This is a genomic window from Streptomyces beigongshangae, assembly GCF_019710745.1.
Taxonomy (GTDB): Bacteria; Actinomycetota; Actinomycetes; order Streptomycetales; family Streptomycetaceae; genus Streptomyces; species Streptomyces beigongshangae.
The window spans coordinates 93947-114866 of the sequence record NZ_JAHKJW010000001.1; the positions used below are offsets into that span (position 1 = coordinate 93947).

A 20920-nucleotide genomic window follows, 5' to 3' on the forward strand; every position below is an offset into this window, starting at 1 on the left:
GCGGCGCGGCGTGACCGGGCCGCGGCCCGGTCACGCCCGGTGCCCGGTCCCCGCCCTTCCCGGTCCTCCGCCGGTTCCCGGTCCTCCGCCGCACGGCCCTCGGCGGGCGGGCGGGCGGGCGGCGGGCTACGCCTTCGCCCCGGGGCCGGCCGCCGCCCTGCCGTCGGAGGCCGCCTTCGGGTCGGCGTCCTCCTGGAAGTCGACCTTCCCCATGTGCCGGTTCATGGACTTCATCAGGCCCCAGACCGCCAGGGCCATCACCGCGAAGACGATGAAGCCGAGGACACCGGGGGTGACCTTGTTCTCGTCGACCTCCTTGGCGAGGGGGACGAGGTGCGTCAGTGCCAGGCTTGCGCTCATGTCAGGCATTGTCGCGGATGCCCGCGAAGAGGTCGTCCTCGGGGAGGGAGGTGTCGACGAGGGACTTCGCGAGCTCGTACTCCTCGGTCGGCCAGACCTCCTTCTGGAGGTCCAGCGGAACCCGGAACCAGCCCCCGTCGGGGTCGATCTGCGTGGCGTGCGCGATGAGGGCCTTGTCGCGGATCTCGTAGAACTCCGCGCAGGGGACGTGCGTCGTCAGCGTGCGCTCGGCGCGCTCGAACTCGTCCCACCGCTTGAGCCAGTCCCCGTACGGCGACTCCATGCCCCGGTCCAGCAGGGCCTGGTGCAGCGCCTCGGTGCGCGGGCGGTTGAAGCCCTGGTTGTAGTAGAGCTTCTGCGGTGCGAAGGCGGGGCCGAACTCCGGCTCCGGGTACTTCTCGGTGTCGGCCGCCCCGTCGAACGCCACCATCGAGATCTTGTGGGTCATGATGTGGTCGGGGTGCGGATAGCCGCCGTTCTCGTCGTAGGTGGTGATCACCTGCGGACGGAAGGAGCGGATCTTGCGGACGAGCTCGCCCGCGGCCTTGTCGACGTCCTCCAGCGCGAAGCAGCCCTCGGGCAGCGGCGGCAGCGGGTCGCCCTCGGGCAGGCCCGAGTCCACGAAGCCGAGCCACTCCTGCTTGACGCCGAGGATGTCGCGGGCCTCGTCCATCTCCTTCTTGCGCACCTCGTGGATGTGCTCCTCGACGTACTTGTCACCCTGCAGCTTGGGGTTGAGGATGGAGCCGCGCTCCCCGCCCGTGCAGGTCACGACCAGCACGTCCACCCCCTCGGACACGTACTTCGCCATGGTGGCCGCGCCCTTCGACGACTCGTCGTCGGGGTGGGCGTGCACGGCCATCAGTCGCAGCTGGTCAGTCAAGACTCAATCCTCAGTAAGTCGGCGCCCGGTGTGAAACGGCGCGATCGGCGCTTCTATAGTGACCGAATGAGCGGGCGAAAAATTCCGGGCCCCGGCCCCGAACGCCCGCACCGGAGAGGACGATCATGAGTACGGTGCAGTTGCCCGACGGCCGGTACGGCCGCTCCGCGGACGAACGCGCCGACCGCAAGCTCAAGATCATCGGTTCCGTGCTCGGCGTCGCCCTGCTCGTCCTGGTCGGCTACTTCGCCGTCCACTACGTGGGCGGCAACAAGATCAGCGCCGAGGTCATCAGCTTCGACGTCTCGGACTCCGCGGTGGAGGTCCACCTGGAGGTCCGCAAGGACGCGGGGGTGACCGGCTACTGCACGGTCCGCTCCCAGGCCGAGGACGGCGCCGAGGTGGGCCGCGCGGACTTCCGCTTCGACCAGGACGCGTCCCGTGTCGACCAGGTCCTCACGCTCCGCACGACGGCTCCCGGCACCACCGCCGAGCTGCTCGGCTGCCACGCGGACTGACCGGCCGCCGTCCGCGTCGCCACCGGGCGAGCTGCGTTTACGGGAATCTGATGGCTTATGTCCTCCCCCTGCGGCTCGTGAATTGTTAGGCTCGTGGTTTCGCCCACCCGAGAAGGAACATTCTTCTGGGTAGGGCGATGCTTTGTATTCCCAGTACCTACGAGGAGCACCTGTGACCCAGACCAGCGAGAACGTCACCTGGCTGACCCAGGAGGCGTACAACCAGCTCAAGGCCGAGCTGGAGCACCTGTCTGGTCCTGCGCGCACGGAGATCGCAGCCAAGATCGCGGCCGCGCGCGAGGAGGGCGACCTGCGGGAGAACGGCGGGTACCACGCCGCCAAGGAGGAGCAGGGCAAGCAGGAACTCCGGGTGCGCCAGCTGACCCAGCTCCTGGAGAACGCCAAGGTGGGCGAGGCTCCGGCGGCCGACGGCGAGGTGGCGCCCGGCATGGTCGTGACCATCGCCTTCGACGGCGACGAGGACGACACGCTCACGTTCCTGCTCGCCTCGCGCGAATACGCGAGCTCCGACGTCGAGACGTACTCGCCGCAGTCCCCGCTGGGCTCCGGCGTGAACGGCAAGAAGATCGGCGAGGACGCCCAGTACGAGCTGCCGAACGGCAAGCTCGCGACGGTGAAGGTCCTCGCGGCCAAGCCGTACGCCGCCGCGTAACCCACCCGCCGCATCGTCCCGGCCGAGCCCCCGGTGCCCGCACCGGGGGCGGAGCACCGGGAGCGGGCACCGGGGGCCCGTGCATCACAGGCCCATGCACCTGGATCCCGTGCACCCCGGGCCGCGAAGCAGTGTGATCAGCCGTCCGCCTGCCGGTACTTGCGTACGGCCAGGGTCCGGAAGACGGCGATGATCAGCACGGACCAGATCACCGAGGCCCAGACGGGATGCTGCATGGGCCAGGCGTCGGACTGCACGACACCGGGGTTGCCGAACAGCTCACGGCACGCCTGCACCGTGGCGCTGAAGGGGTTCCACTCGGCTATGTGCCGCAGCCAGGGGGTCATCTGGCTGGAGTCCACGAAGGCGTTCGAGACGAACGTCACCGGGAAGAGCCAGATGAGCCCGCCCGAGGTCGCCGCCTCGGGGGTGCGCACGGACAGGCCGATCAGGGCTCCGATCCAGGTGAAGGCGTACCCCAGCAGGAGCAGCAGGCCGAAGCCGGCGAGTATCTCCCCGGCGTTGCTCGGGGCCGCGGAACCGGTGCGCCAGCCCACGATCAGCGCGACGGCCGCGAGGACGAGCAGGGTGATCGAGGTCTGCACGAGGTCCGCGACGGTACGGCCGGTCAGCACCGCGCCCCGGGCCATCGGCAGGGAGCGGAACCGGTCGACGAGCCCTTTCTGCATGTCGTCCGCGATGCCGGCGGCCGATCCCGCGGTGGCGAACGTGACGGTCTGCGCGAAGATGCCCGCCATTAAGAAGTCCTTGTAGACACCCGGGTCGGTACTGTCCCCGATCTGCATCGAGCCGCCGAAGACGTAGGTGAACAGCACCACGAACATCACCGGCTGGATGATCCCGAACAGGACCATCTCCGGGATCCGGGTCATGCGGATCAGGTTCCGCTTGGCGACGACCAGGGAGTCCCGGACGGACTGCCCGAAGGAGCCCCCCGGAACCACGGCCCGCGCGGTGTCGGTCACGGCGCTCACTTGGCGTCCTCCTTCTTGCGCTTCTGGCCCTTGGTGGCGGCGGTCCCGCCGTTCTCCGCGTTCTTGCCGTTCTTGCCGTTCTCGCCGCTCTCGCCGCTCTCGCCGCTCTCCTCGTCCCTCTGCTCGGCGAGGTGTCCCGTCAGGGACAGGAAGACGTCGTCGAGGGTGGGGCGGCGCAGTCCTATGTCGTCGATCCCGATACCGCGGGTGTCCAGCTCGCGGATGACCTCCGCCAGGAGCTTCGCCCCGCCGGTGACGGGCACGGTGAGCCTGCGTGTGTGCTCCTCGACGGTGGTCTCCCCCTTCCCGAAGCCCCGCAGGACCTCCCCGGCGGTCGCGATGTGCTCGCGCTCCTGCACCACGACCTCCACGCGCTCGCCACCGGTGCGGGCCTTGAGCTGGTCGGAGGTGCCGCGCGCGATGACCTTGCCGTGGTCCACGACGCAGATGTCGTGCGCGAGGTGGTCGGCCTCCTCCAGGTACTGGGTGGTGAGCAGCAGCGTCGTACCGCCCGAGACCAGCTGCTTGATGACCTCCCACAGCTGCTGGCGGTTGCGCGGGTCGAGGCCGGTCGTCGGCTCGTCCATGAACATGACCGGCGGGGAGACGACGAGCGCCGCCGCGAGGTCGAGCCGGCGGCGCATGCCTCCGGAGTACGTCTTCGTCGTGCGGTCGGCGGCCTCGGTGAGGTTGAACTGCTCCAGCAGCTCGACCGCGCGGGCCTTCGCCTGCTTCGCCCTCATCTGGTAGAGCTGGCCGACCATGTGGAGGTTCTCGCGGCCCGTCAGATACTCGTCGACGGCTGCGAACTGGCCGGACAGGCCGATCGAGCGCCGTACCTCGTTCGGGTTCCTGAGTACGTCGATGCCCGCGACGACCGCCTTGCCGCTGTCGGGCCGGAGCAGGGTGGTGAGGCAGCGGACCGCGGTGGTCTTGCCCGCTCCGTTCGGCCCGAGGAGGCCGAGGACCGTGCCCTCCGGGACATCGAGATCGACGCCGTCCAGAGCCCTTACGTTGCCGAAGGTCTTCACCAGGCCTTCGGCGTAGATGGCGCCTGGCATGTGAGTCTCCCAAGTGGTTGGGGATCGCGTGGAAAGGAATAAGTGAGAAATCATTTTCGTCCGCTTTGCGCCGCCCGGCGAGCAAATAAAGCAGCCGCCCTCGACAGCCGTGACGAGAGACACACCATAACGCGATGTATCGCGTCCTCTCAAGCGGTTTTCCGCACTCGTCCCTCCGACCGGATGCCGCCCGGATGCCGCCCGGGCTCCGCCCCGACGCCGGCCGGTCTCAGTCGATGACCGTGTAACCCGCCTGCCGCAGCGCCGAGTTGACCTCGGCGCAGTGCTCGGGCCCCTTCGTCTCCAGGTGCAGTTCGACCTCCACCTCCGTGAGCCCCAGCCGCGGATCGGTCCGTACGTGACTCACATCGAGGACATTGGCATCCACCACTGACAACACCCCGAGAAGCGTGGCCAGGGCGCCGGGCCGGTCCGGCAGCCGCAGCGTGACCGTGAGGTAGCGGCCGTTCGCGGCCATGCCGTGGCGCAGGATGCGCTGCATCAGCAGCGGGTCGACGTTCCCGCCCGACAGCAGCGCGACGACCGGGCCCTCGAAGGCGTCCGGCTCGCTCATGAGCGCCGCGACCGGGCTCGCGCCGGCCGGCTCGACGACCAGTTTGGCCCGCTCCAGACAGAGCAGCAGCGCGCTGGACAGCGCGTCCTCGGAGACCGTGCGGACCTCGTCCACCAGTTCGCCGATGATCCGGAACGGCACGTCCCCCGGCCGCCCGACCCTGATCCCGTCGGCCATCGTCACCGGGTTCCCGACCGACACCGGGCGCCCGGCCGCGAGGGAGGCGGGGTAGGCGGCCGCGCCCGCCGCCTGCACACCCACGATCCGCACGTCCGGCCGCAGCGACTTCACCGCGACCGCGATGCCCGCGGCGAGACCGCCGCCGCCGATCCCCACGACGACCGTGCGCACCTCGGGGCACTGTTCCAGGATCTCCAGTCCGACGGTGCCCTGCCCGGCGATGATGTCCGGGTGGTCGAAGGGGTGGATGAAGACGGCGCCCGTCTCGGCCGCGTACTCCTGCGCGGCGGCGAGCGTCTCGTCCACCACCGTGCCGTACGAGCGGACCTCGGCGCCGTAGTGCCGGGTCGCCGCGACCTTCGGCAGCGGGGCGCCCGACGGCATGAACACCGTGGAGCGCACACCGAGCAGCGAGGAGGCGAGGGCGACGCCCTGCGCGTGGTTGCCCGCGCTGGCCGCGACCACCCCGGCGGCCCGCTCCTCGGGAAGGAGCCCGGCGATCCGCACGTACGCGCCGCGCAGTTTGAACGAACCCGTGCGCTGGAGGTTCTCGCACTTGAGGTGGACCGGCGCGCCCACCAGCCGTGACAGGTGCCTGCTGCCCTCCATGGCGGTCGTCCGTGCCACGCCCGAGAGCATCTTCTGTGCGCCGCGCACGTCGTCGAGGGTCACCAGCGGTGAGAAGTCGGCCGTGCGATAGCTCATGAGTCCGAGTCTCGCAGTTCGCACCGAGCCGCACCGGTCGTGACCACCGTCCGAGACCGGTTTCCGAAGCGCCCGTACGACCCGCCCTCCGTCCGCGTACTCTGTCCCCCAACCCAGCCCCACGCATGAATAGAGCCCCCGGCCATGCCCACAACACCTGGAATGTCGATGGACATGACGACCGTCGGTGACACCGGTCTTCTCGAAACGCTGCAGCACGAGGTCGCGGTGTTCGCGCGCCGTGCCGAACAGACCCGGCTCGGCGGGGTCGGCCAGGTGCGCAACTCGATGGACCGCGCCGCGTACCTGCTGCTCAACCGCCTCGACAAGGAGGGGCCGATGGGCGTCAAGGCACTCGCCGCGAGCATGGGGATCGACTCGTCGACGGTGACCCGGCAGGTCGCCCCGCTGGTCGACACCGGCCTCGTCAAGCGCACCTCCCATCCGGAGGACGGGCGCGCCGTGGTACTCCAGCTGTCCCCGCGCGGACTCTCCCGGCTGGAGGAAGTGCGGTCGTCCAGGCGGCAGTTGATGGCGGATCTGACCGAGGAGTGGACGCCCGAGGAGCGTGAGTCCTTCTGCGCGCTGCTCACCCGCTTCAACGTCGCGCTCTCCACCCGGATGGCCGCGTCGCCCTCGGCGGAGGCCCCGGCATCCTCCTGAACGGACCGCACGCGCGCGCGTGCCCCACCGCGGCCCCGACGCACCGTCCCGTACCGGCCCCGACGCACCGTCCCGTACCGGCCTCTTGACCAGGGGCCCGCGCCTGGCCTCAGATGAGACCGGGTCCCGAGGTACGCGGCTGTCCTCGGCGTACGTCCCCAGGACCCGGTTGCCCACCGTCTGGAGGCGCGGTGCGAGAGCGGCAGGCGTCCCGGAACGCCCGCCGCGCCCGGGAGTTCGAGGCGTTCGTCGCGGGCGCGGGAGGGCGGCTGATGCATACCGCCACACTGCTCACCGCGGAGCCCCCGGACGGCAACCCGCGCGCGCGGCGCCTGCTCACGGCGGCCCTGGCCCGTACGTACGCCACCTGGGACCGGCTGCACGGCGAGGACCCCTACGACCGGACCCGGCAGTACCTGGCCGTGCGCTTCGCGCGCGGGGCGTGGCACCGGCACGGCGGCCCCGGCCGTACGCACCCGCGCGGCCGTTCCGTGCCCGGCAACGCCCTGCACTGCCTCACGCCCCGGGAACGGCTGATCCTCGTGCTGCGGATGTACGAGGGGGTCGCCGAGGAGCAGACCGCGGCGCTGCTGGGGCTGCCCACCGAGCGCGTACGGGTGATCTGCGCCCGTGCCATGGCCACACTGCTGCACCCGCCGCGCGAGACCGCCGCGCCGGTCGTGAAGGCGGCGCCGTCATGAGTCCGATGAGCCGCAGGGAGGCCGATGTGCGGCGCATCCTGGAGGAGCCGCAGCCGTCCCTGCCGCCGGACCTCTGCGCGGAGGCGGTGCGCAGGGGCGGGCGGATGCTGCGCCGCCGGACGGCCGCCCGGCGGCTGGTGTGGCTGCTGCTGCTCGCGGCGGCCGTCGCCCTCGTGGTGTGGATGGCGACCGTCCGGCCGTGGGTGGAGCCGCCGTCGGAGACGACCCCACCGCTGACCGGCTGGTGAGGCGGCGGCCGGGACCGGTGACCGTGCCGCTTATCCCAGGGCCTGCTTGAGGTCCTCCAGGAGGTCGTCGGCGTTCTCGATGCCCACGGAGAGGCGTACGAGATCGGCGGGGACCTCCAGGAGGGAGCCGGCGACGGACGCGTGCGTCATGCGCCCCGGGTGCTCGATCAGGGACTCGACGCCGCCCAGGGACTCGCCCAGGGTGAACACCCGGGCGCGGTTGCAGACCTCGACGGCCGCCTCCTCACCGCCCTCGACCTGGAAGGAGACCATGCCGCCGAACGCCTTCATCTGCTTGGCGGCGGTCTCGTGACCGGGGTGCTCCGGCAGACCCGGGTACAGGACGCGCGTCACGCGCGCGTGCCGGGAGAGCATCTCGGCGACCCTGGTGGCGTTCTCGCTGTGCCGGTCCATGCGGACGGCGAGCGTCTTGATGCCGCGCAGCACCAGCCAGGCGTCCATCGGGCCGGCCACCGCGCCCATCGCGTTCTGGTGGTAGGCGAGCTCCTCGCCGAGTTCCTGGTCGCCGACCACGAGCGCGCCGCCGACGACGTCGGAGTGGCCGCCCATGTACTTGGTCAGCGAGTGCACGACGACGTCCGCGCCGAGGGTGAGGGGCTGCTGGAGGTAGGGGCTGGCGAAGGTGTTGTCGACGACCAGCCTGGCGCCGGCCTCGCGCGCGACGTGCGAGAGCGCGGCGATGTCGGTGATGCCGAGCAGCGGGTTGGAGGGGGTCTCCACCCACACGGCCTTGGTCCTGGGGGTGAGGGCGTCCCGTACGGCCGCGGGATCGCTGGTGTCGGCGACCGACCACTCGACCCCCCACCGCGAGACGACCTTCGCGAAGAGGCGGAACGTACCGCCGTACGCGTCGTTGGGGATGACCACGTGGTCGCCGGGGCTGAGCAGCGTACGCAGCAGGCAGTCCTCGGCCGCCAGTCCGGACGCGAACGCGAGCCCGCGGCGGCCGCCCTCCAGGGCCGCGAGGTTCTCCTCCAGGGCGGTCCTGGTCGGGTTGGCGCTGCGGCTGTACTCGTAACCGCCCCGCAGACCGCCGACGCCGTCCTGCTTGTAGGTCGAGACCTGGTAGATCGGCGGGACGACCGCGCCGGTGAGGGGATCGGCGGTGTTGCCCGCGTGGATCGCCAGGGTTTCGAAGTGCTGGCTGATGTGCCTGTCGCTCATGGGCACCGAGGGTAGTGCGCCCGCGGGCTTCATGACGCCCGATGCCCCCGCCCTCCCGAAGCGACCGGCCGGAGGCGCGCGCCGGATCCTCTCCGCGGTCCCCCCTCGGGCCCTCCCTGGTCCTCTCTCCGGCCTCTCTCCGGTCCTCCTGCGGTCCTCCTGTGGTCCGCCGCGAGGTTTTCCACAGGATCACGCACCTGGTTGGCCAATTGTCGGGCCCGTCTGGTTCGCTTGTGGCATGGAGATTCTCTGGGTCCTGATGGCACTGCTCATGATCGGGTTCGCCCTGGGGCCAATCATGATGCGCAGGCGTGCCGGCATCCAGCAGGTCGCCCCCGGTGACCCGGACGCCGCCGACCCGGCGAACTACGGCTTCCTGCGTCAGGAGGAGCTGGACATCCGCATGCCCGGTCCCGACCAGGACCTGCTGGAGGTCCTCGACCTGGTGCAGCGCAGCCAGGACTACCGCGCGGCGGCACAGCTGCTCGCCGGCACGGAGACGGAGGGCGAGCGCCGCTGGCAGCGCGTCCAGGCCTTCGCGGGTGCCGCGTCGCTGGAGCTGCAGCAGCGCCCCGGCGGGCTGAGCGACAGCCCGGGCGGGCAGTGGCTGCGGGTGTGGCGGGCCGAGCAGGCGAAGGACGCGGGCGGGGCCGCGGTGCACGCGGAGTTCCTGGTGCAGCAGGCGTGGCGTACGTCGTCACCGGGGACGGACGAGTTCCGGATCATCATGGAGGAGGCGCGGGCGGCGTGCGGGGACGCCGCGCTGCTGGCTCCGGGTGACCCGGTCCCGTACATCATCGAGCTCTCGGTGGCCCGTGGGCTCGCCTACTCCCAGCCGGAGTTCGAGAAGCTCTGGCTGAAGATCCTGGACCGGGCGCCGGCCCACATGGGGGCGCATCTGGCGGCGCTGCACTACTGGTGCGAGAAGTGGCACGGTTCACGGGAGACGGCCTACTCGTTCGCGGAGGCGGCCGCGGCGCGTGCCCCGCGGGGCTCCCTCCTCGCGGCGATGCCGCTGTTCGCGGTCTTCGAGCACCTGCCCGAGGTGAACCTCGTCAGTGGCTTCTACCAGAGCGAGGTCGTGACCAAGGCGGTCCACGGCGCGCTGTACGCGGTCCACTCGGCCCGCGCCGACGACCCGATGCTCGCGCACGTCCGCCACCTGCTGGTGTTCTTCCTGGTCCGCGGCGAGCGCTGGTCGGAGGCGATGAGCCAGCTGGTGCACGTGGACGGCCACGTGGGCGCCCTGCCCTGGACGCTGACCTCGGACCCGGCGGCGGACTACGCGGTGTACAGAGCGCTGGCGGTGGCGGGGTACGAGGCGAACGGGGGAAGCCCGGCGACGCTGTCGCACTGAGGCGTCGCACCGAGGTCTGGGTGCGAGACCCCCCACCGAGCGGAGCGGAACCCCGGCGGCCGGGCCGTCACCGTCCCGGCAGGCGCGGACATGAGCGTGGGGCGGCCCGGCTGCGGGACAGGGCGTCGGCCGGTGGCCTTCCCCCTGCCCCGCCCGCCGGGCCGCCCCGTGCCCGGACTCAGCCCTCCGTGCGGGCGGGCAGCCGCCATCCCGGGCGCGGGAAGTGGCAGGTGTAGCCGTCCGGGTAGCGCTGCAGGTAGTCCTGGTGCTCGGGCTCGGCCTCCCAGAAGGGGCCGACCGGCTCCACCTCGGTGACGACCTTGCCGGGCCACAGTCCGGAGGCGTCCACGTCCGCGATCGTGTCCTCGGCGATCCGCTTCTGCTCGTCGTCCACGTAGTAGATCGCCGAGCGGTAGCTGAGGCCGATGTCGTTGCCCTGACGGTTCTTGGTGCTCGGGTCGTGGATCTGGAAGAAGAACTCCAGAATCGCCCGGTAGTCGGTCGCCTCGGGGTCGAAGAGGATCTCGATGGCCTCCGCGTGCGTGCCGTGGTTGCGGTACGTCGCGTTCGGCACGTCACCCCCGGTGTACCCGACCCGGGTCGCCGTCACGCCCGGGAGCCGGCGGATCAGATCCTCCATGCCCCAGAAGCATCCGCCCGCCAGCACGGCCCTCTGCGTCTGCGCAGCCATTACGGCCCCTCCAATTCCTGTCAGCTCGATCGGGCCGGGCTGCTCGGCTCACACATCACCGTCGCCCCTGACCCACATCCCCTCAACACATGAGGGACCCGACCGATTCCGCCCGCGCCGGTCGGGGCAGGACCAGGGGCGGGCCGGCGGACACGGGACCGGCGGCCGGGCAGCGGCCCCGGACGGCCCGGAAGCGGATCGGAAGCGGATCGGCCCTGGCGGCGGAAGTGACGGGGCTGGTGACATCACAGGCGTCAACCAGTCTTTCCGTTCTCTCCGCTCTTTCCGTTCTCTCCGCTCTTTCCGCGTGCTCGCTCATGTCGACTCGTCCGTACCGTGCGCAGGCCGGCCGACAGACGGATCCCCGTGGGCGCCGACGGCCGTGCCGGCAGCCGGGACGGGCGAGTCAGCGCACTGTCGTGACCGTTGGAGTGCTCCATGAACGACCTCGGACAGCCGCCGTCCGCCGCGCCGGACCCGCCGGCGCACTACCGCACCGGCGGGCTGATACCGCCGCCCGGCGCCGCCCGCACCTGGGGGCTCACCGTCATCGGGGTGCCCCTCCTGCTCGTCCTGCTCCTGGGCCTGGTCGGCGGCTCCGACCCGACCGACGACGGAGCGCAGGGGCCGGCGTGGCCGACGGAGCCGTACGGGGAACCCTCCGTACCGGACACGTACGGCGAGCCCTCCGAGTCGGACACGTACGTCGGGCCTTCCGCACCGGACACGTACGGCACCGAGGGAACGGCCACCGCGACCGGCCCTCCGTCCTCCCCGGCCTCCCCGTCCTTCCCGTCGGACGAAGCCACCGCGACCGGTACCGCGGGGGCAGGGCCGGCAGAGGTCGTCACCGCCTACTTCGCGGCGATCAACGACCGCGACTACCGGACCGCCTGGCGCCTGGGCGGAAAGAACCTGCAGCCCGACTACCAGTCCTTCGCCGCGGGCTACGCCACCACCGAACGGGACACCATCGACATCGTGTCCGTGGAGGGAGCCGTCGTGCGGCTGGTCCTCGATGCCCTGGAGACGGACGGTACGTCGCAGTCGTACGAGGCCACCTACACCGTCCGGAACGGTGAGATCACCGGCGGCAAGGCAACCCCGATCACCTGACCGGCCGGGCGTGCCCGGACCGGGCACGCCGACACGAGCGGAGCACCGAACCATCGTGAGCACACAGGCGCTGCATCCCCATCGCCACGGCCGCCCACCCGGGGCGCCGCGGATCACCCGCGCATACGCGCGGACCAAGGCCACCCGTCTGCTGTCCGCGGGCACCTACCTCGATCCCGGCTACCGCCGGGCCGTCATCCGGGAACTGCTCACGAAGCGCTTCAGGGTGGTCGCGCCGTCGTACGGCTACGACGCCGTGTCGGTCCTCGCGCACGCTCTCGCGGCACGCCGGCTCCGCCGCATCCAATGGAGCGTGGCGGCCGGCTCGGCGGTCGTGCTCCTGCTGCTGACGGCCAGGGGTTCGCTGGGTTCCTTCATCGCCGTGCAGCTCCTGTGCTGGGTGCTGTGGGGCGCGGCCTACCTGCGTCGTCTCGTCACCCTGCACACCCTGATGACCCGGCTGAAGGGGACCCGGCCCGACGGCGGTTTCGACGGTTCCTATCCCGCCTGCGGCAAACTCACCGACGCCCTGATCGACAAGATCGACCACGAGCAGTCCGCCCACACCGGCCTCGTCTTCTACGGCGGCTTCCAGCCCTTCGTCGGTGCCGGTGAACCCCTGCGTGACTGGTCGAACGCCCAACTGCTGCTCGGCGCCCCCAAGGACCGCATCGCCGCACGGCGACACTTCGACGGGGACGGGGACGGGACCGGGCCCGCCCTGGACGACGTGGAGCGCAGGCCCGTCCTGCCGTTCACCGTTCACGACATCACCACGTACGTCGCCACCCGGATGGCCGCGGAGCTGCGGGACGAGGCCCGCCACGACGAACGCGTCGAAGGACTGACCGTCGAGCAGCGCCGCTACACCACGGCGGTACGCACGAACGACCGGACATTGGCCGCGGGCTGGTCCCGGTTGCCCGGTACGGACGATCTCCCGGGCATCCACTGGCGGGAGGACTACGACTCGGCCCGCGAGTACCTGTGCGTGCGCGTCAGCTCCTGGAACGAGGAACTGGTGACATCGATGTTCGTCGGGTTCGACCTCAAGGGCGACACCCTGCACACCGAATTCCACACCTATGCCCTCGGACCGCTGGTGCAGGAGTTCCACCTCGTCGACCTGCTGCCCGACACCTTCGACGGCCGCCTGGCCCTGCGGGTCGCGTGGGACATGGTCAAGGTGGTGCCGCACCTGGCCCTGGCACTGTCGCTGTGGCCGCTGCGCCTGCTTCCCGAGCACCTCCTGCCGCGGTCGGTGCGTCGGGTGGTGCGCCCCCGGCCGGCCGGTCGGTCCTACGCCGGATTCATCGCCGAAAGCGCGGACGCGGTCGACAACAGCGAATTCCGTCTGGGCCGCTACACCAACGAGACGGCCGACTGCGGCGCGTTGACGAGCGTCCGGGAAATGGCCACCAGCGACACCTTCCACCATTTCTTCCAGAAGTCCGACGCCCGGAAGTACATGCAGATCGTCGAGCGCCGTCTGCTCCACAACATCCGTTTGTTCCTGCGTGAGCACCACGTGGATCTCGCCGACCACGACCGTGCGCAGACCAACATCCTTTTCGGGGACAACACCCAGGCTGTCTTCGGCGGGCACAACGAGAACTTCGGATACAACCACCACTCGGGGGGCTCCGGCCCGTCCGGCAGCCGAGGAGCGCAGTCGTCATGAGCGAGAGCCACACGTTCGGAGCCAACAGCCAGATCGTCCTCGGCGGGGACAACCGGCAGTTCGGCTACAACTACCACGCCGCGCCGGAGGCCCCCGCGGCCGAACCGCGGACGTCCGGGGAAGCGTCCGCCGAACACGGGCGCAGCCGCAGTGTCTTCGTCGTGCACGGCCGGGACGAGGAGGTGCGGCGGGCGATGTTCGGGCTGCTGCGACGGCTCGACCTGCGTCCGCTGGAGTGGGAGGAGCTCGTGCGGGCCACCGGCAGGACCGCGCCCTTCCTCGGCGAAGTGGTCATGAACGCACCGGCGCAGGCGCAGGCGGCCCTGGTCCTGCTCACCCCGGACGACGTGGCCAAGCTCCATCCGCACCTGCTCGGCAACCGCGAGCGGGACGACGAGACCCAGCTCACCGGCCAGCCCCGGCAGAACGTGCTGATCGAGCTGGGCATGGTGCTGATGGCCTATCCCGAGCGAACCGTCATCGTCGAGGTCGGCCGGCTGCGGCACGTCGCCGACACCGCGGGCATCAACGTCATCAGGTTCGACGGCACGGAGGGCTCCCTGGCGAAGATCGTCGCGCGGTTGAAGCTGGCCGGCTGCCAACTGGACGACACGCGGCCGGAGTGGCGGGAGACCCGGCACTTCCGGAACCTGGCCGCGTACCGGCGTCTTGCCTGAACCGGAGAGCCGGCGGAAGCCGGCGGGTCGGGGGACGGGTCCCCGGCCGCGGGCTCCTTTCCCCTGCGGCCCGTCCCGTTGCCCTGCGGTCCCGCCCGTCCCGTTGCCCTACGGTCCCGCCCGTCCCGTTGCCCTGCGGTCCCGCCCGTCCCGTTGCCCTGCGGTCCCGCTCCTCCCGTTCACGCACGGTCCAGTCCTGCCGCGAGACCGCCCAGGAAGGCCGCCACCTCACGCATGTCGATGTGCTCCAGATCCTCGGGCCGCACCAGCACCCGCAGCTCCCGGCAGACCGCGCCCTCCCTGGAGCGCGCGACGAAGGACATCAGGATCAACCGCAGCAGGCTGTCCTGGTCGAGGTGGTCGAGCCGGGACAGACCCGACCCGACCAACGGCATCGCCACCTGCTCCAGCTGGGCGTGCCGGTGCACGGCGTCCCACAGACGACCGAGGCTGAACCAGAGGTCCTCCACGCTGGAGGCGGCCACGCAGTCGTTGCCGATGCGGCTGTACGCCACGGCGAACACCAGGCCCGGCCGGGCGCCCAGGGCGGCCACCGTGCCGACCGGATACCGGTCCAGTTTGCCCAGCGGTTTGCTGTCCCGGTCCTCCCGCGCGGCCGGCTCGGTCCCGGCGAGCGCCGCGACCAGTTCGGCGTCCAGGCGCTGCACATCGCCGTCGTAGCGCCGGAGCAGCAACTGCCCCTGCACACTCCCGGAATTGATGACCGCTCCACCGGCCGACACGGTGTCGAAGGTGTCGCAGAACCCGACGACGAGATGTGCCGACTGGTCGAACAGATCGCCCGCCTCGACCACCACCTTCATGTCCGGCCGCCGGAACGTCTGCTCCACCCGCAGCACCGGCCGGGCCCGTCCCAGTCCCCACACCAGGCAGGCCGTGAGCGACAGCGCGACGACCAGGCCGGGATCGGGGAAACTCCGCGGGAAGAACTGTCCGACGAACTGCAGGATCGCGGATATCCCGCCGAAAGCGACCACCGCATTGCGCAGGAAAACCTGCCGGGCGCGCCACGTTCCGAACAGGCGCAGAAATCGCATTACCACCCGGAGTCGCGCCCGCAAACGCATTCGAAATGCCCCCCGATCCCCTGTCGGGCCCCGCCCGCGCGCATCACCCGGACGCACCGTTCCTCCGAGGCAACATGATAATCTTCTGGTCACTTCTCAGTGACGCAGAGTGACGCAGGATGCGGCGGGGGCGACGCGGGTGGCCGGTGGACAGGTGCACATCCAGGTGAAAGTGCTCGGGCCGGTCCAACTCGAAGTCGACGGAGTCCCTGTCAGGCTCACACCGCTGACCACCCGCCTGCTGGTCCGTCTGGTGGCCGCCGAGGGCGAGGCCGTGCCCGTGAGGCAACTGCGCCGCGACGTATGGGGGCTGGCGGACGAGCCACGCCATGTGGACCAGCGCAATCGCAACGAGGTGCAGAAACGCATCCTGGAGCTGCGGCGCGCCCTCGATCCCGCCCAGGACGGCAGCGCCGCCCATGTCCTGCTCACCGAGCAGCACGTCACCGTGCACGGCCCGGAAACCGCCTACCGCCTGGTGCTGGGGCCCGAGGAGCTGGACAGCGCGCGGTTCACGGCGGTCGTCAACACCGCCCTGTTCGCCCCGCCGGCCACCGCCGCCCACCGGCTCACCGAAGCGCTGACCCTGATCCGCGGCCGGCCGCTGGCCGAGGTCAACGGCGAGAGGTTCGCGGACCTCCTCATCCGCCGGCTCACCGCCCTGCAGGACTCCGCCCGCCGTGAACTGGTCCGTGTCCAGACGGACCTCGGACGCCCCGACCTGGCGCTGCCGGTCGCGGAACTGATCGTCCGCGACCACCCCGACGACCTCGAAGCCGAGCGCACCCTCGACGCCCTGCGCGCCGCACTCCGCGCACGGCACGGTGCCGAACTGCTCCGCCACAGGGTCCCCCTGCCGGGTCAGCGGGCGGACGTGGTCCTCGTCCGCGGGGACCTGTTCGAGCAGGCGGACTGCAACCTCGTGGTCGGCTTCACCGACACCTTCGACACGGAGACCGACGAGGACATCGTCATCAGCCGCGACAGCGTGCAGAGCCAGCTCGTCGACCGCCTCTTCAAGGGCGACCGCCGCCTGCTGGACGAAAAACTGAGAGCGGGGCTGCGCACCGTACGGGCCGTCGGCACCGAAAGCGCACGGACCAAGCCGCGCGGTCGGCGTGTCCGTTACCCGGTGGGCACCACCGTCGTCGTCCCCCTCGACGGCCGCCGGATCTTCGCCACCGCCTACTCGCGGCTCGGCAACGACCTGGTGGCCAGGTCGGGTCACGAGGAGCTGCGGTCGAGCCTGGACAGCCTCTGGGCGTCGGTGGCCGTGCACGGCCTCTTCAAACCGGTCGCCCTCCCCCTCCTCGGTTCCGGCCTCGCCCGCGTCACCGACCTGGACCGCGGCCAGCTCATAGCCCTGATCGTCGACTCGTTCATGGACGCGTGCCGCCGGTACCCCGCGCTCACCCCCGAACTGCGCGTCGTGGTCCGCCCCGAGGACCTGGCCACGACTGACCTGACGCCGGTCGAGCAGCGTTTCCACGACCTGGTGCCGGGCGCGGAGCCCGGTCGGGGTCCGGACCGGGCGGAGTGACCGGCCCCGGGCCGGAGGTGGGACCGGGCGGTCCTCGGCGTCCGTCCCCCGACCCGATGGAATTCTCCGCATCTCTGGCTCCCCCGCGCGGCGTCGTCCACCGGTCTTCGGCCCGCCACGGCCGCCCGGCCCCACCGGACCCCAGTGGACCTCTGCCGGCGCTTCCGCGGGTAGCCACCGTCCGCTTCCGATCCGGTTCCGATGACGCGGTGTGCCGGCACACCGTCCACCGTGGCCCTCCGGAAGCCCTTGAAGCCGTTCGAAGGGCCCCGGGTCCTGCTCTCCGGTGGACCCGGTGTCCACCGTGTCACCCGGCGGGCTCCGTCACGCGACGGGCTCCGTCAGCCGACGGGCCCGTAGAAGGTGTGGGTGGCCGAGCAGGGAACGCTGACCCGGTCGGTTCCGGTGCAGGCGGTGGTGGGGGGCGACACCGCCGCGGGTGCTGAGCCGCTGGATGCAGGAGGCGTCGGCGAAGACCCCGGCGCCGCGGGTGGCGGCGGGCTCCGGCAGCTTCCAGGCACCGTCGGCGCAGGTGTGGGTCCGGACGCTACTCCACCTCTATGCCGTGGTCCTGGACGAGTTCCTCCAGGCCGCCCCGGTAGCCCTTTCCGCCCAGGACGAAGTCCCAGTCGCCGGTCGATCGCCGGCGGAACGAGCCCAGTACCAGCGCGGTCTCGTGCGCGCGGCCGTCGGAGACCTCCAGACGGCCCAGCTCGGACAGCGACGGGTCGAGGAGCCGGATGCGGGCGTCGGTGAAACCGGAGAGGTCGGCCTCGGGGTTGGTCTCCGGGTCGACCGCGGCCACCAGGACGAACCGGTCCGCCCGCTCCGGCAGCCCGTCGAAGGAGACGCAGAGCGCGGCCCTGTCGGGTGCGGTGGCGGGCAGTGCGCGTACCGCACCGTCGGGGGTGCGCGGGTTGTTGAAGAAGACGAAGTGGTCGTCGCTGAGGACGCGGTCGCCCGAGCAGACGAGCGCGCACACGTCCAGCGCGACGTCCCCCGTCCACGACATGCCCAGGACGTTGTAGTCGTCGGGCAGCCTGGGCTCGGGAGCCGGCCGGACCGCGCCCGCGTCCCCGTCCCCGTCGCCCGCGCCACTCCCGCCCGCAGCGCCGCCACCGCCCGTACGGCCGTCACCCGTACCGCCGTCACCCGTACCGCCGTCACCCAGCCGCCCCCGCAGCCCGTGCCGGTGCAGCAGGTCCACGAGCTCGGGTCCCGAGACCAGTTCCAGCGGTTTGCCGTTGGCGAAGGTGTGCGAGCCCGGCCCGAAGCGCGACGTCGTGACCAGGACGCCCTTGTTGGCACCGGCGTCCTGCACGGTTCCGTACAGGTCGCGTACGGCGGTGGGCGGGACGGTGTTGCGGTACCGCTTCACCTGCACGACGATCTTGCCGCCCCTGATCGGCGCCGGATCGAGCGCGTCGACGTCCACGCCGCCGTCGTTCGAGCGCTGGGTGGTCACCGCCTGCATGCCCATGGCCCGGAAGAGATCGGCGACGAGGTCCTCGAACGCGATCGGGTCCATGGCGTACAGGTCCGGTTCCTCGTCGCCGCCGTGGGCGACCACACGGTTGCCGACGTCCTGCGGCCGGCGGCCGGGGCGCACCGGTGCGAGCTGGTCCGGCCGGGCCGACAACTGCCCCCGCAGACCGTCGGACAGGCAGCTGACCGCCTCCACCTGGGCCAGGTGCAGATCGCGGAACGACGCGCGCGGGGCCATGACGGTCGCGACGCAGATCTGGCCCGGCCGGCCCGTCGTCGGGTCGTGCCCGTTCACGAACCCGTTCAGGGCCACCGACTCCAGTGCGTCCAGCTCGTCCGCGGCGAAGAGTTCGTGCAGCACGAGCAGCACGCACTGCGCGAGGACGTCCCGGTACAGGGCCCGGCGCCGGCCCACCGGGTGGGGGATCTCCTTGTCCTGGTCGGTCGCGGACACGTACCGGACGGACTTGACCTCGGGGACGATGTCGACGGCGGGCAGTTCCCAGTCCAGCACCAGTTGCCGGGCCGCCGGGTCGTAGGCCGCCGCGACCTGGCGCGGGAGGTCCTCCGGCCAGGCCGTGGAGGAGTAGAGGGCGGCGGAGAAGTACTCGACCACGGCGTCCGGATCCTTGCGCCGGACGCCCTCGGTCACCTCGGCGACCCCCGCGTTGTGCCCGCGCACCTCCGCCAGCCGGGCGTCCGCCCACTGCTGGTACTCCCACTGGTAGGACGCCAGCTGCCGCTGCCGCTGCGCCTCAGCGGCCTGGGCCGCGTGCCGGTCCCGCTCGAAGCGCGCCCGGGCCTCGGCCTGCGCCTGGGCCCGGCGGCCCGCGGACCAGCCGCCCTGCACCTGGTAGTGGGCGGCGTCCGGCATGCGCACCGGCTGTGCCAGCGGGCCCGGGGCGAAGGGCTGGATCTCCTCGGACCGCAGGAGCGAGGACGCGCGGAAGGCCGGGGCCCGGCACCCCGCGGCGAGGAGCCCCTGCAGGGCCTCGACCCGGGCATCCAGTTCCTCGGTGCGCCGCTGCGCCTCGGCCTGCCGGTACTGGCGTCTGCTCTGGGCGGCCCGTCGCCGGTAGGCCAGCTCCTGCTGTTCCGCGCGTCTGCGCTGCCTGGCCTCGGCCTCCAGCTGGCGCTGCTGCTGCCGTTGCACCTCGGCCCACACGCCGACAAAACCAGTAGAGCGACGACTCATGCGCTGCAGGCCCTCCCCAGGACGTCCGCGCCGAAAGGCAGCTGGTTGTCCCCACAACCAGATGTGACGGGACGACTCTAACCAGCGATCACCGCCCCGCACATCCACCCGGCGCCCGAAGGGGCGCGGGGGGCGCCCCCGAAGGGGCGCGGGGAACTGCGCGATCAGCCCCCACCGGCGGCCGGCCGGCCCACGACCGAACCACCCCGGCCCCTCCCCCGTTCACCGGCGGAGCTAGATCGTCGCGGTGTCGATCACGAACCGGTACCGCACGTCACTCGCCAGCACCCGCTCGTACGCCTCGTTGATCTCGGACGCGCTGATCAGCTCGATCTCGGCGCCGAAGCCGTGCTCGGCGCAGAAGTCCAGCATCTCCTGGGTCTCCGGAATGCCGCCGATCGAGGAGCCGGCGAGGGTCTTGCGGCCGCCGATGACCGAGAACAGGTTGAGGGAGACGGGCTCCTCGGGCGCGCCCACGTTCACGAAGGCGCCGTCCGTCTTCAGCAGGGCCAGGAACGCGTCCAGGTCGAGCGGCGCGGACACCGTGGAGAGGATCAGGTCGAACGTGCCGCGCAGGTCCTCGAAGGTCTTCGGGTCGCTGGTCGCGTAGTAGTGGTCGGCGCCCAGCTTCAGGCCGTCGTCCTTCTTGCGGAGCGACTGGGACAGGACGGTCACCTCGGCGCCGAGCGCGTGCGCGATCTTGACGCCCAGGTGGCCGAGGCCGCCCATGCCGAGGACCGCGACCTTCTTGCCGGGACCGGCGTTCCAGTGCTTGAGCGGGGAGTACGTGGTGATGCCGGCGCACAGCAGCGGCGCGGCCTCGTCCAGGGCCAGGCCCTCGGGGATGCGGACGGTGTACGCCTCGTCGACCACGATGTGGGTCGAGTAGCCGCCGTAGGTGGGCTCGCCGTTCCTGTCGATCGCGTTGTACGTACCGGTCATGCCCTCGGCGCAGTACTGCTCCAGGCCCGCCTTGCAGTTCTCGCACTCGCGGCAGGAGTCGACCATGCAGCCGACGCCCACACGGTCGCCGACGGCGAACTTCGTGACGGCGGAGCCGACCTCGCTGACGACACCGGCGATCTCGTGGCCGGGGACCATCGGGAAGATGGCCTCGCCCCAGCCCTCGCGGGCCTGGTGGATGTCGGAGTGGCAGATGCCGGCGAACTTGATCTCTATGAGGACGTCGTGCTCGCCGACCGGGCGACGCTCGACGGTCGTGCGCTCCAGCGGAGCCTTGGCGGCGGGAGCGGCGTATGCGGCGACAGTGGTCATGCGGGGGGTCTCCTAGGGAGTGGTCCTGCGGGTCCTGCGCCCGGCCGGTCCTCCGGCCGGGTACATCGT

General features: G+C 71.4%; 20 protein-coding genes. 10 read left to right on the plus strand and 10 right to left on the minus strand.

Annotated features, from left to right (window positions below; genetic code table 11):
• Positions 1-126: 126 nt before the first annotated feature.
• Positions 127-369, minus strand: coding sequence for a hypothetical protein (locus tag KM933_RS00415; protein WP_221347708.1), 243 nt, complete (start codon positions 367-369; stop codon positions 127-129).
• The gene (mca, locus tag KM933_RS00420; protein ID WP_221347709.1) at positions 362-1243 is read right to left on the minus strand and encodes a mycothiol conjugate amidase Mca; all 882 of its coding nucleotides are present in this window, start codon (positions 1241-1243) and stop codon (positions 362-364) included. The genes KM933_RS00415 and mca overlap by 8 nt, the downstream gene beginning before the upstream one ends.
• Positions 1244-1368: 125 nt before the next feature.
• Here mca and KM933_RS00425 point away from each other — a divergent pair, with 125 nt between their 5' ends.
• Both KM933_RS00425 and greA read left to right on the plus strand, forming a co-directional pair.
• Positions 1369-1761 carry a DUF4307 domain-containing protein gene (locus tag KM933_RS00425; protein ID WP_221347710.1) on the plus strand — a complete coding sequence of 131 codons (393 nt, stop codon included), beginning with the start codon at positions 1369-1371 and terminating at the stop codon, positions 1759-1761.
• Positions 1762-1933: 172 nt separating this feature from the next.
• On the plus strand, positions 1934-2434 hold the full coding sequence (greA, locus tag KM933_RS00430) for a transcription elongation factor GreA (protein WP_221347711.1): 501 nt from the start codon (positions 1934-1936) through the stop codon (positions 2432-2434).
• A gap of 137 nt (positions 2435-2571) precedes the next feature.
• On the opposite strand, the gene KM933_RS00435 is transcribed toward greA, so the two are convergent.
• From KM933_RS00435 to ilvA, 3 genes are all read right to left on the minus strand, one after another.
• Positions 2572-3429, minus strand: coding sequence for an ABC transporter permease (locus KM933_RS00435; protein WP_221347712.1), 858 nt, complete (start codon positions 3427-3429; stop codon positions 2572-2574).
• A complete protein-coding gene (locus KM933_RS00440; RefSeq protein ID WP_221347713.1) occupies positions 3426-4490 on the minus strand; it encodes an ATP-binding cassette domain-containing protein in 1065 nt (354 codons plus the stop codon). Before KM933_RS00440 ends, KM933_RS00435 begins: the two co-directional genes overlap by 4 nt.
• A gap of 229 nt (positions 4491-4719) precedes the next feature.
• The gene (ilvA, locus tag KM933_RS00445) at positions 4720-5949 is read right to left on the minus strand and encodes a threonine ammonia-lyase (RefSeq protein ID WP_221347714.1); all 1230 of its coding nucleotides are present in this window, start codon (positions 5947-5949) and stop codon (positions 4720-4722) included.
• Between the two features lie 162 nt (positions 5950-6111).
• Between ilvA and KM933_RS00450 the strand changes: the two genes are divergently transcribed.
• The 3 genes from KM933_RS00450 (at position 6112) to KM933_RS38915 (ending at position 7561) form a co-directional block, all read left to right on the plus strand.
• Positions 6112-6612: a MarR family winged helix-turn-helix transcriptional regulator gene (locus KM933_RS00450; protein ID WP_221347871.1), complete on the plus strand. Its 501-nt coding sequence runs from the start codon at positions 6112-6114 to the stop codon at positions 6610-6612.
• A 191-nt stretch (positions 6613-6803) separates the two neighbouring features.
• On the plus strand, positions 6804-7313 hold the full coding sequence (locus KM933_RS38910) for a sigma factor-like helix-turn-helix DNA-binding protein (RefSeq protein WP_308013186.1): 510 nt from the start codon (positions 6804-6806) through the stop codon (positions 7311-7313).
• Positions 7310-7561, plus strand: coding sequence for a hypothetical protein (locus KM933_RS38915; RefSeq protein ID WP_430727255.1), 252 nt, complete (start codon positions 7310-7312; stop codon positions 7559-7561). The genes KM933_RS38910 and KM933_RS38915 overlap by 4 nt, the downstream gene beginning before the upstream one ends.
• 30 nt (positions 7562-7591) lie before the next feature.
• On the opposite strand, the gene KM933_RS00460 is transcribed toward KM933_RS38915, so the two are convergent.
• Complete coding sequence (locus KM933_RS00460) at positions 7592-8746, minus strand: cystathionine gamma-synthase (protein WP_221347715.1); 1155 nt, start codon at positions 8744-8746, stop codon at positions 7592-7594.
• A 238-nt stretch (positions 8747-8984) separates the two neighbouring features.
• Here KM933_RS00460 and KM933_RS00465 point away from each other — a divergent pair, with 238 nt between their 5' ends.
• Complete coding sequence (locus tag KM933_RS00465; RefSeq protein ID WP_221347716.1) at positions 8985-10103, plus strand: hypothetical protein; 1119 nt, start codon at positions 8985-8987, stop codon at positions 10101-10103.
• Positions 10104-10281: 178 nt separating this feature from the next.
• On the opposite strand, the gene msrA is transcribed toward KM933_RS00465, so the two are convergent.
• The gene (gene msrA / locus KM933_RS00470) at positions 10282-10794 is read right to left on the minus strand and encodes a peptide-methionine (S)-S-oxide reductase MsrA (RefSeq protein WP_221347717.1); all 513 of its coding nucleotides are present in this window, start codon (positions 10792-10794) and stop codon (positions 10282-10284) included.
• A 438-nt stretch (positions 10795-11232) separates the two neighbouring features.
• On the opposite strand from msrA, the gene KM933_RS00475 reads away from it, so the two are divergent.
• Genes KM933_RS00475 through KM933_RS00485 form a run of 3 tightly spaced genes read left to right on the plus strand, consistent with a single transcriptional unit; the run spans position 11233 to position 14268 of the window.
• Positions 11233-11910, plus strand: a complete 678-nt coding sequence (locus KM933_RS00475; protein ID WP_260332838.1) for a hypothetical protein — start codon at positions 11233-11235, stop codon at positions 11908-11910.
• Between the two features lie 55 nt (positions 11911-11965).
• Complete coding sequence (locus tag KM933_RS00480) at positions 11966-13591, plus strand: hypothetical protein (protein ID WP_308013187.1); 1626 nt, start codon at positions 11966-11968, stop codon at positions 13589-13591.
• Positions 13588-14268, plus strand: coding sequence for a TIR domain-containing protein (locus tag KM933_RS00485; protein ID WP_221347718.1), 681 nt, complete (start codon positions 13588-13590; stop codon positions 14266-14268). Before KM933_RS00480 ends, KM933_RS00485 begins: the two co-directional genes overlap by 4 nt.
• A gap of 179 nt (positions 14269-14447) precedes the next feature.
• Here the strand turns inward: KM933_RS00485 and KM933_RS00490 are convergent, their stop codons facing one another.
• Positions 14448-15326, minus strand: a complete 879-nt coding sequence (locus KM933_RS00490; protein ID WP_221347719.1) for a macro domain-containing protein — start codon at positions 15324-15326, stop codon at positions 14448-14450.
• A gap of 139 nt (positions 15327-15465) precedes the next feature.
• On the opposite strand from KM933_RS00490, the gene KM933_RS00495 reads away from it, so the two are divergent.
• Positions 15466-16896, plus strand: coding sequence for an AfsR/SARP family transcriptional regulator (locus KM933_RS00495; protein ID WP_308013188.1), 1431 nt, complete (start codon positions 15466-15468; stop codon positions 16894-16896).
• Positions 16897-17443: 547 nt separating this feature from the next.
• On the opposite strand, the gene KM933_RS00500 is transcribed toward KM933_RS00495, so the two are convergent.
• Positions 17444-19576, minus strand: coding sequence for a restriction endonuclease (locus tag KM933_RS00500; RefSeq protein WP_221347720.1), 2133 nt, complete (start codon positions 19574-19576; stop codon positions 17444-17446).
• Positions 19577-19810: 234 nt separating this feature from the next.
• Entirely contained in the window at positions 19811-20851 is a 1041-nt protein-coding gene (locus tag KM933_RS00505) for an NAD(P)-dependent alcohol dehydrogenase (RefSeq protein ID WP_221347721.1), read from the minus strand.
• Positions 20852-20920: the final 69 nt, after the last annotated feature.

What these genes read in the sequence shown, in the direction of transcription:
- ilvA (WP_221347714.1), bottom strand. Translation starts at nt 5,949, where the DNA reads ATGAGCTATCGCACGGCCGACTTCTCACCGCTGGTGACCCTCGACGAC.
- KM933_RS00485 (WP_221347718.1), top strand. Translation starts at nt 13,588, where the DNA reads ATGAGCGAGAGCCACACGTTCGGAGCCAACAGCCAGATCGTCCTCGGC.
- KM933_RS00460 (WP_221347715.1), bottom strand. Translation starts at nt 8,746, where the DNA reads ATGAGCGACAGGCACATCAGCCAGCACTTCGAAACCCTGGCGATCCAC.
- msrA (WP_221347717.1), bottom strand. Translation starts at nt 10,794, where the DNA reads ATGGCTGCGCAGACGCAGAGGGCCGTGCTGGCGGGCGGATGCTTCTGG.
- KM933_RS00475 (WP_260332838.1), top strand. Translation starts at nt 11,233, where the DNA reads ATGAACGACCTCGGACAGCCGCCGTCCGCCGCGCCGGACCCGCCGGCG.
- KM933_RS00415 (WP_221347708.1), bottom strand. Translation starts at nt 369, where the DNA reads ATGCCTGACATGAGCGCAAGCCTGGCACTGACGCACCTCGTCCCCCTC.
- KM933_RS38915 (WP_430727255.1), top strand. Translation starts at nt 7,310, where the DNA reads ATGAGTCCGATGAGCCGCAGGGAGGCCGATGTGCGGCGCATCCTGGAG.
- KM933_RS00440 (WP_221347713.1), bottom strand. Translation starts at nt 4,490, where the DNA reads ATGCCAGGCGCCATCTACGCCGAAGGCCTGGTGAAGACCTTCGGCAAC.
- KM933_RS00425 (WP_221347710.1), top strand. Translation starts at nt 1,369, where the DNA reads ATGAGTACGGTGCAGTTGCCCGACGGCCGGTACGGCCGCTCCGCGGAC.
- KM933_RS00505 (WP_221347721.1), bottom strand. Translation starts at nt 20,851, where the DNA reads ATGACCACTGTCGCCGCATACGCCGCTCCCGCCGCCAAGGCTCCGCTG.
- KM933_RS00490 (WP_221347719.1), bottom strand. Translation starts at nt 15,326, where the DNA reads ATGCGATTTCTGCGCCTGTTCGGAACGTGGCGCGCCCGGCAGGTTTTC.
- KM933_RS00500 (WP_221347720.1), bottom strand. Translation starts at nt 19,576, where the DNA reads ATGAGTCGTCGCTCTACTGGTTTTGTCGGCGTGTGGGCCGAGGTGCAA.
- KM933_RS00450 (WP_221347871.1), top strand. Translation starts at nt 6,112, where the DNA reads ATGTCGATGGACATGACGACCGTCGGTGACACCGGTCTTCTCGAAACG.
- KM933_RS00465 (WP_221347716.1), top strand. Translation starts at nt 8,985, where the DNA reads ATGGAGATTCTCTGGGTCCTGATGGCACTGCTCATGATCGGGTTCGCC.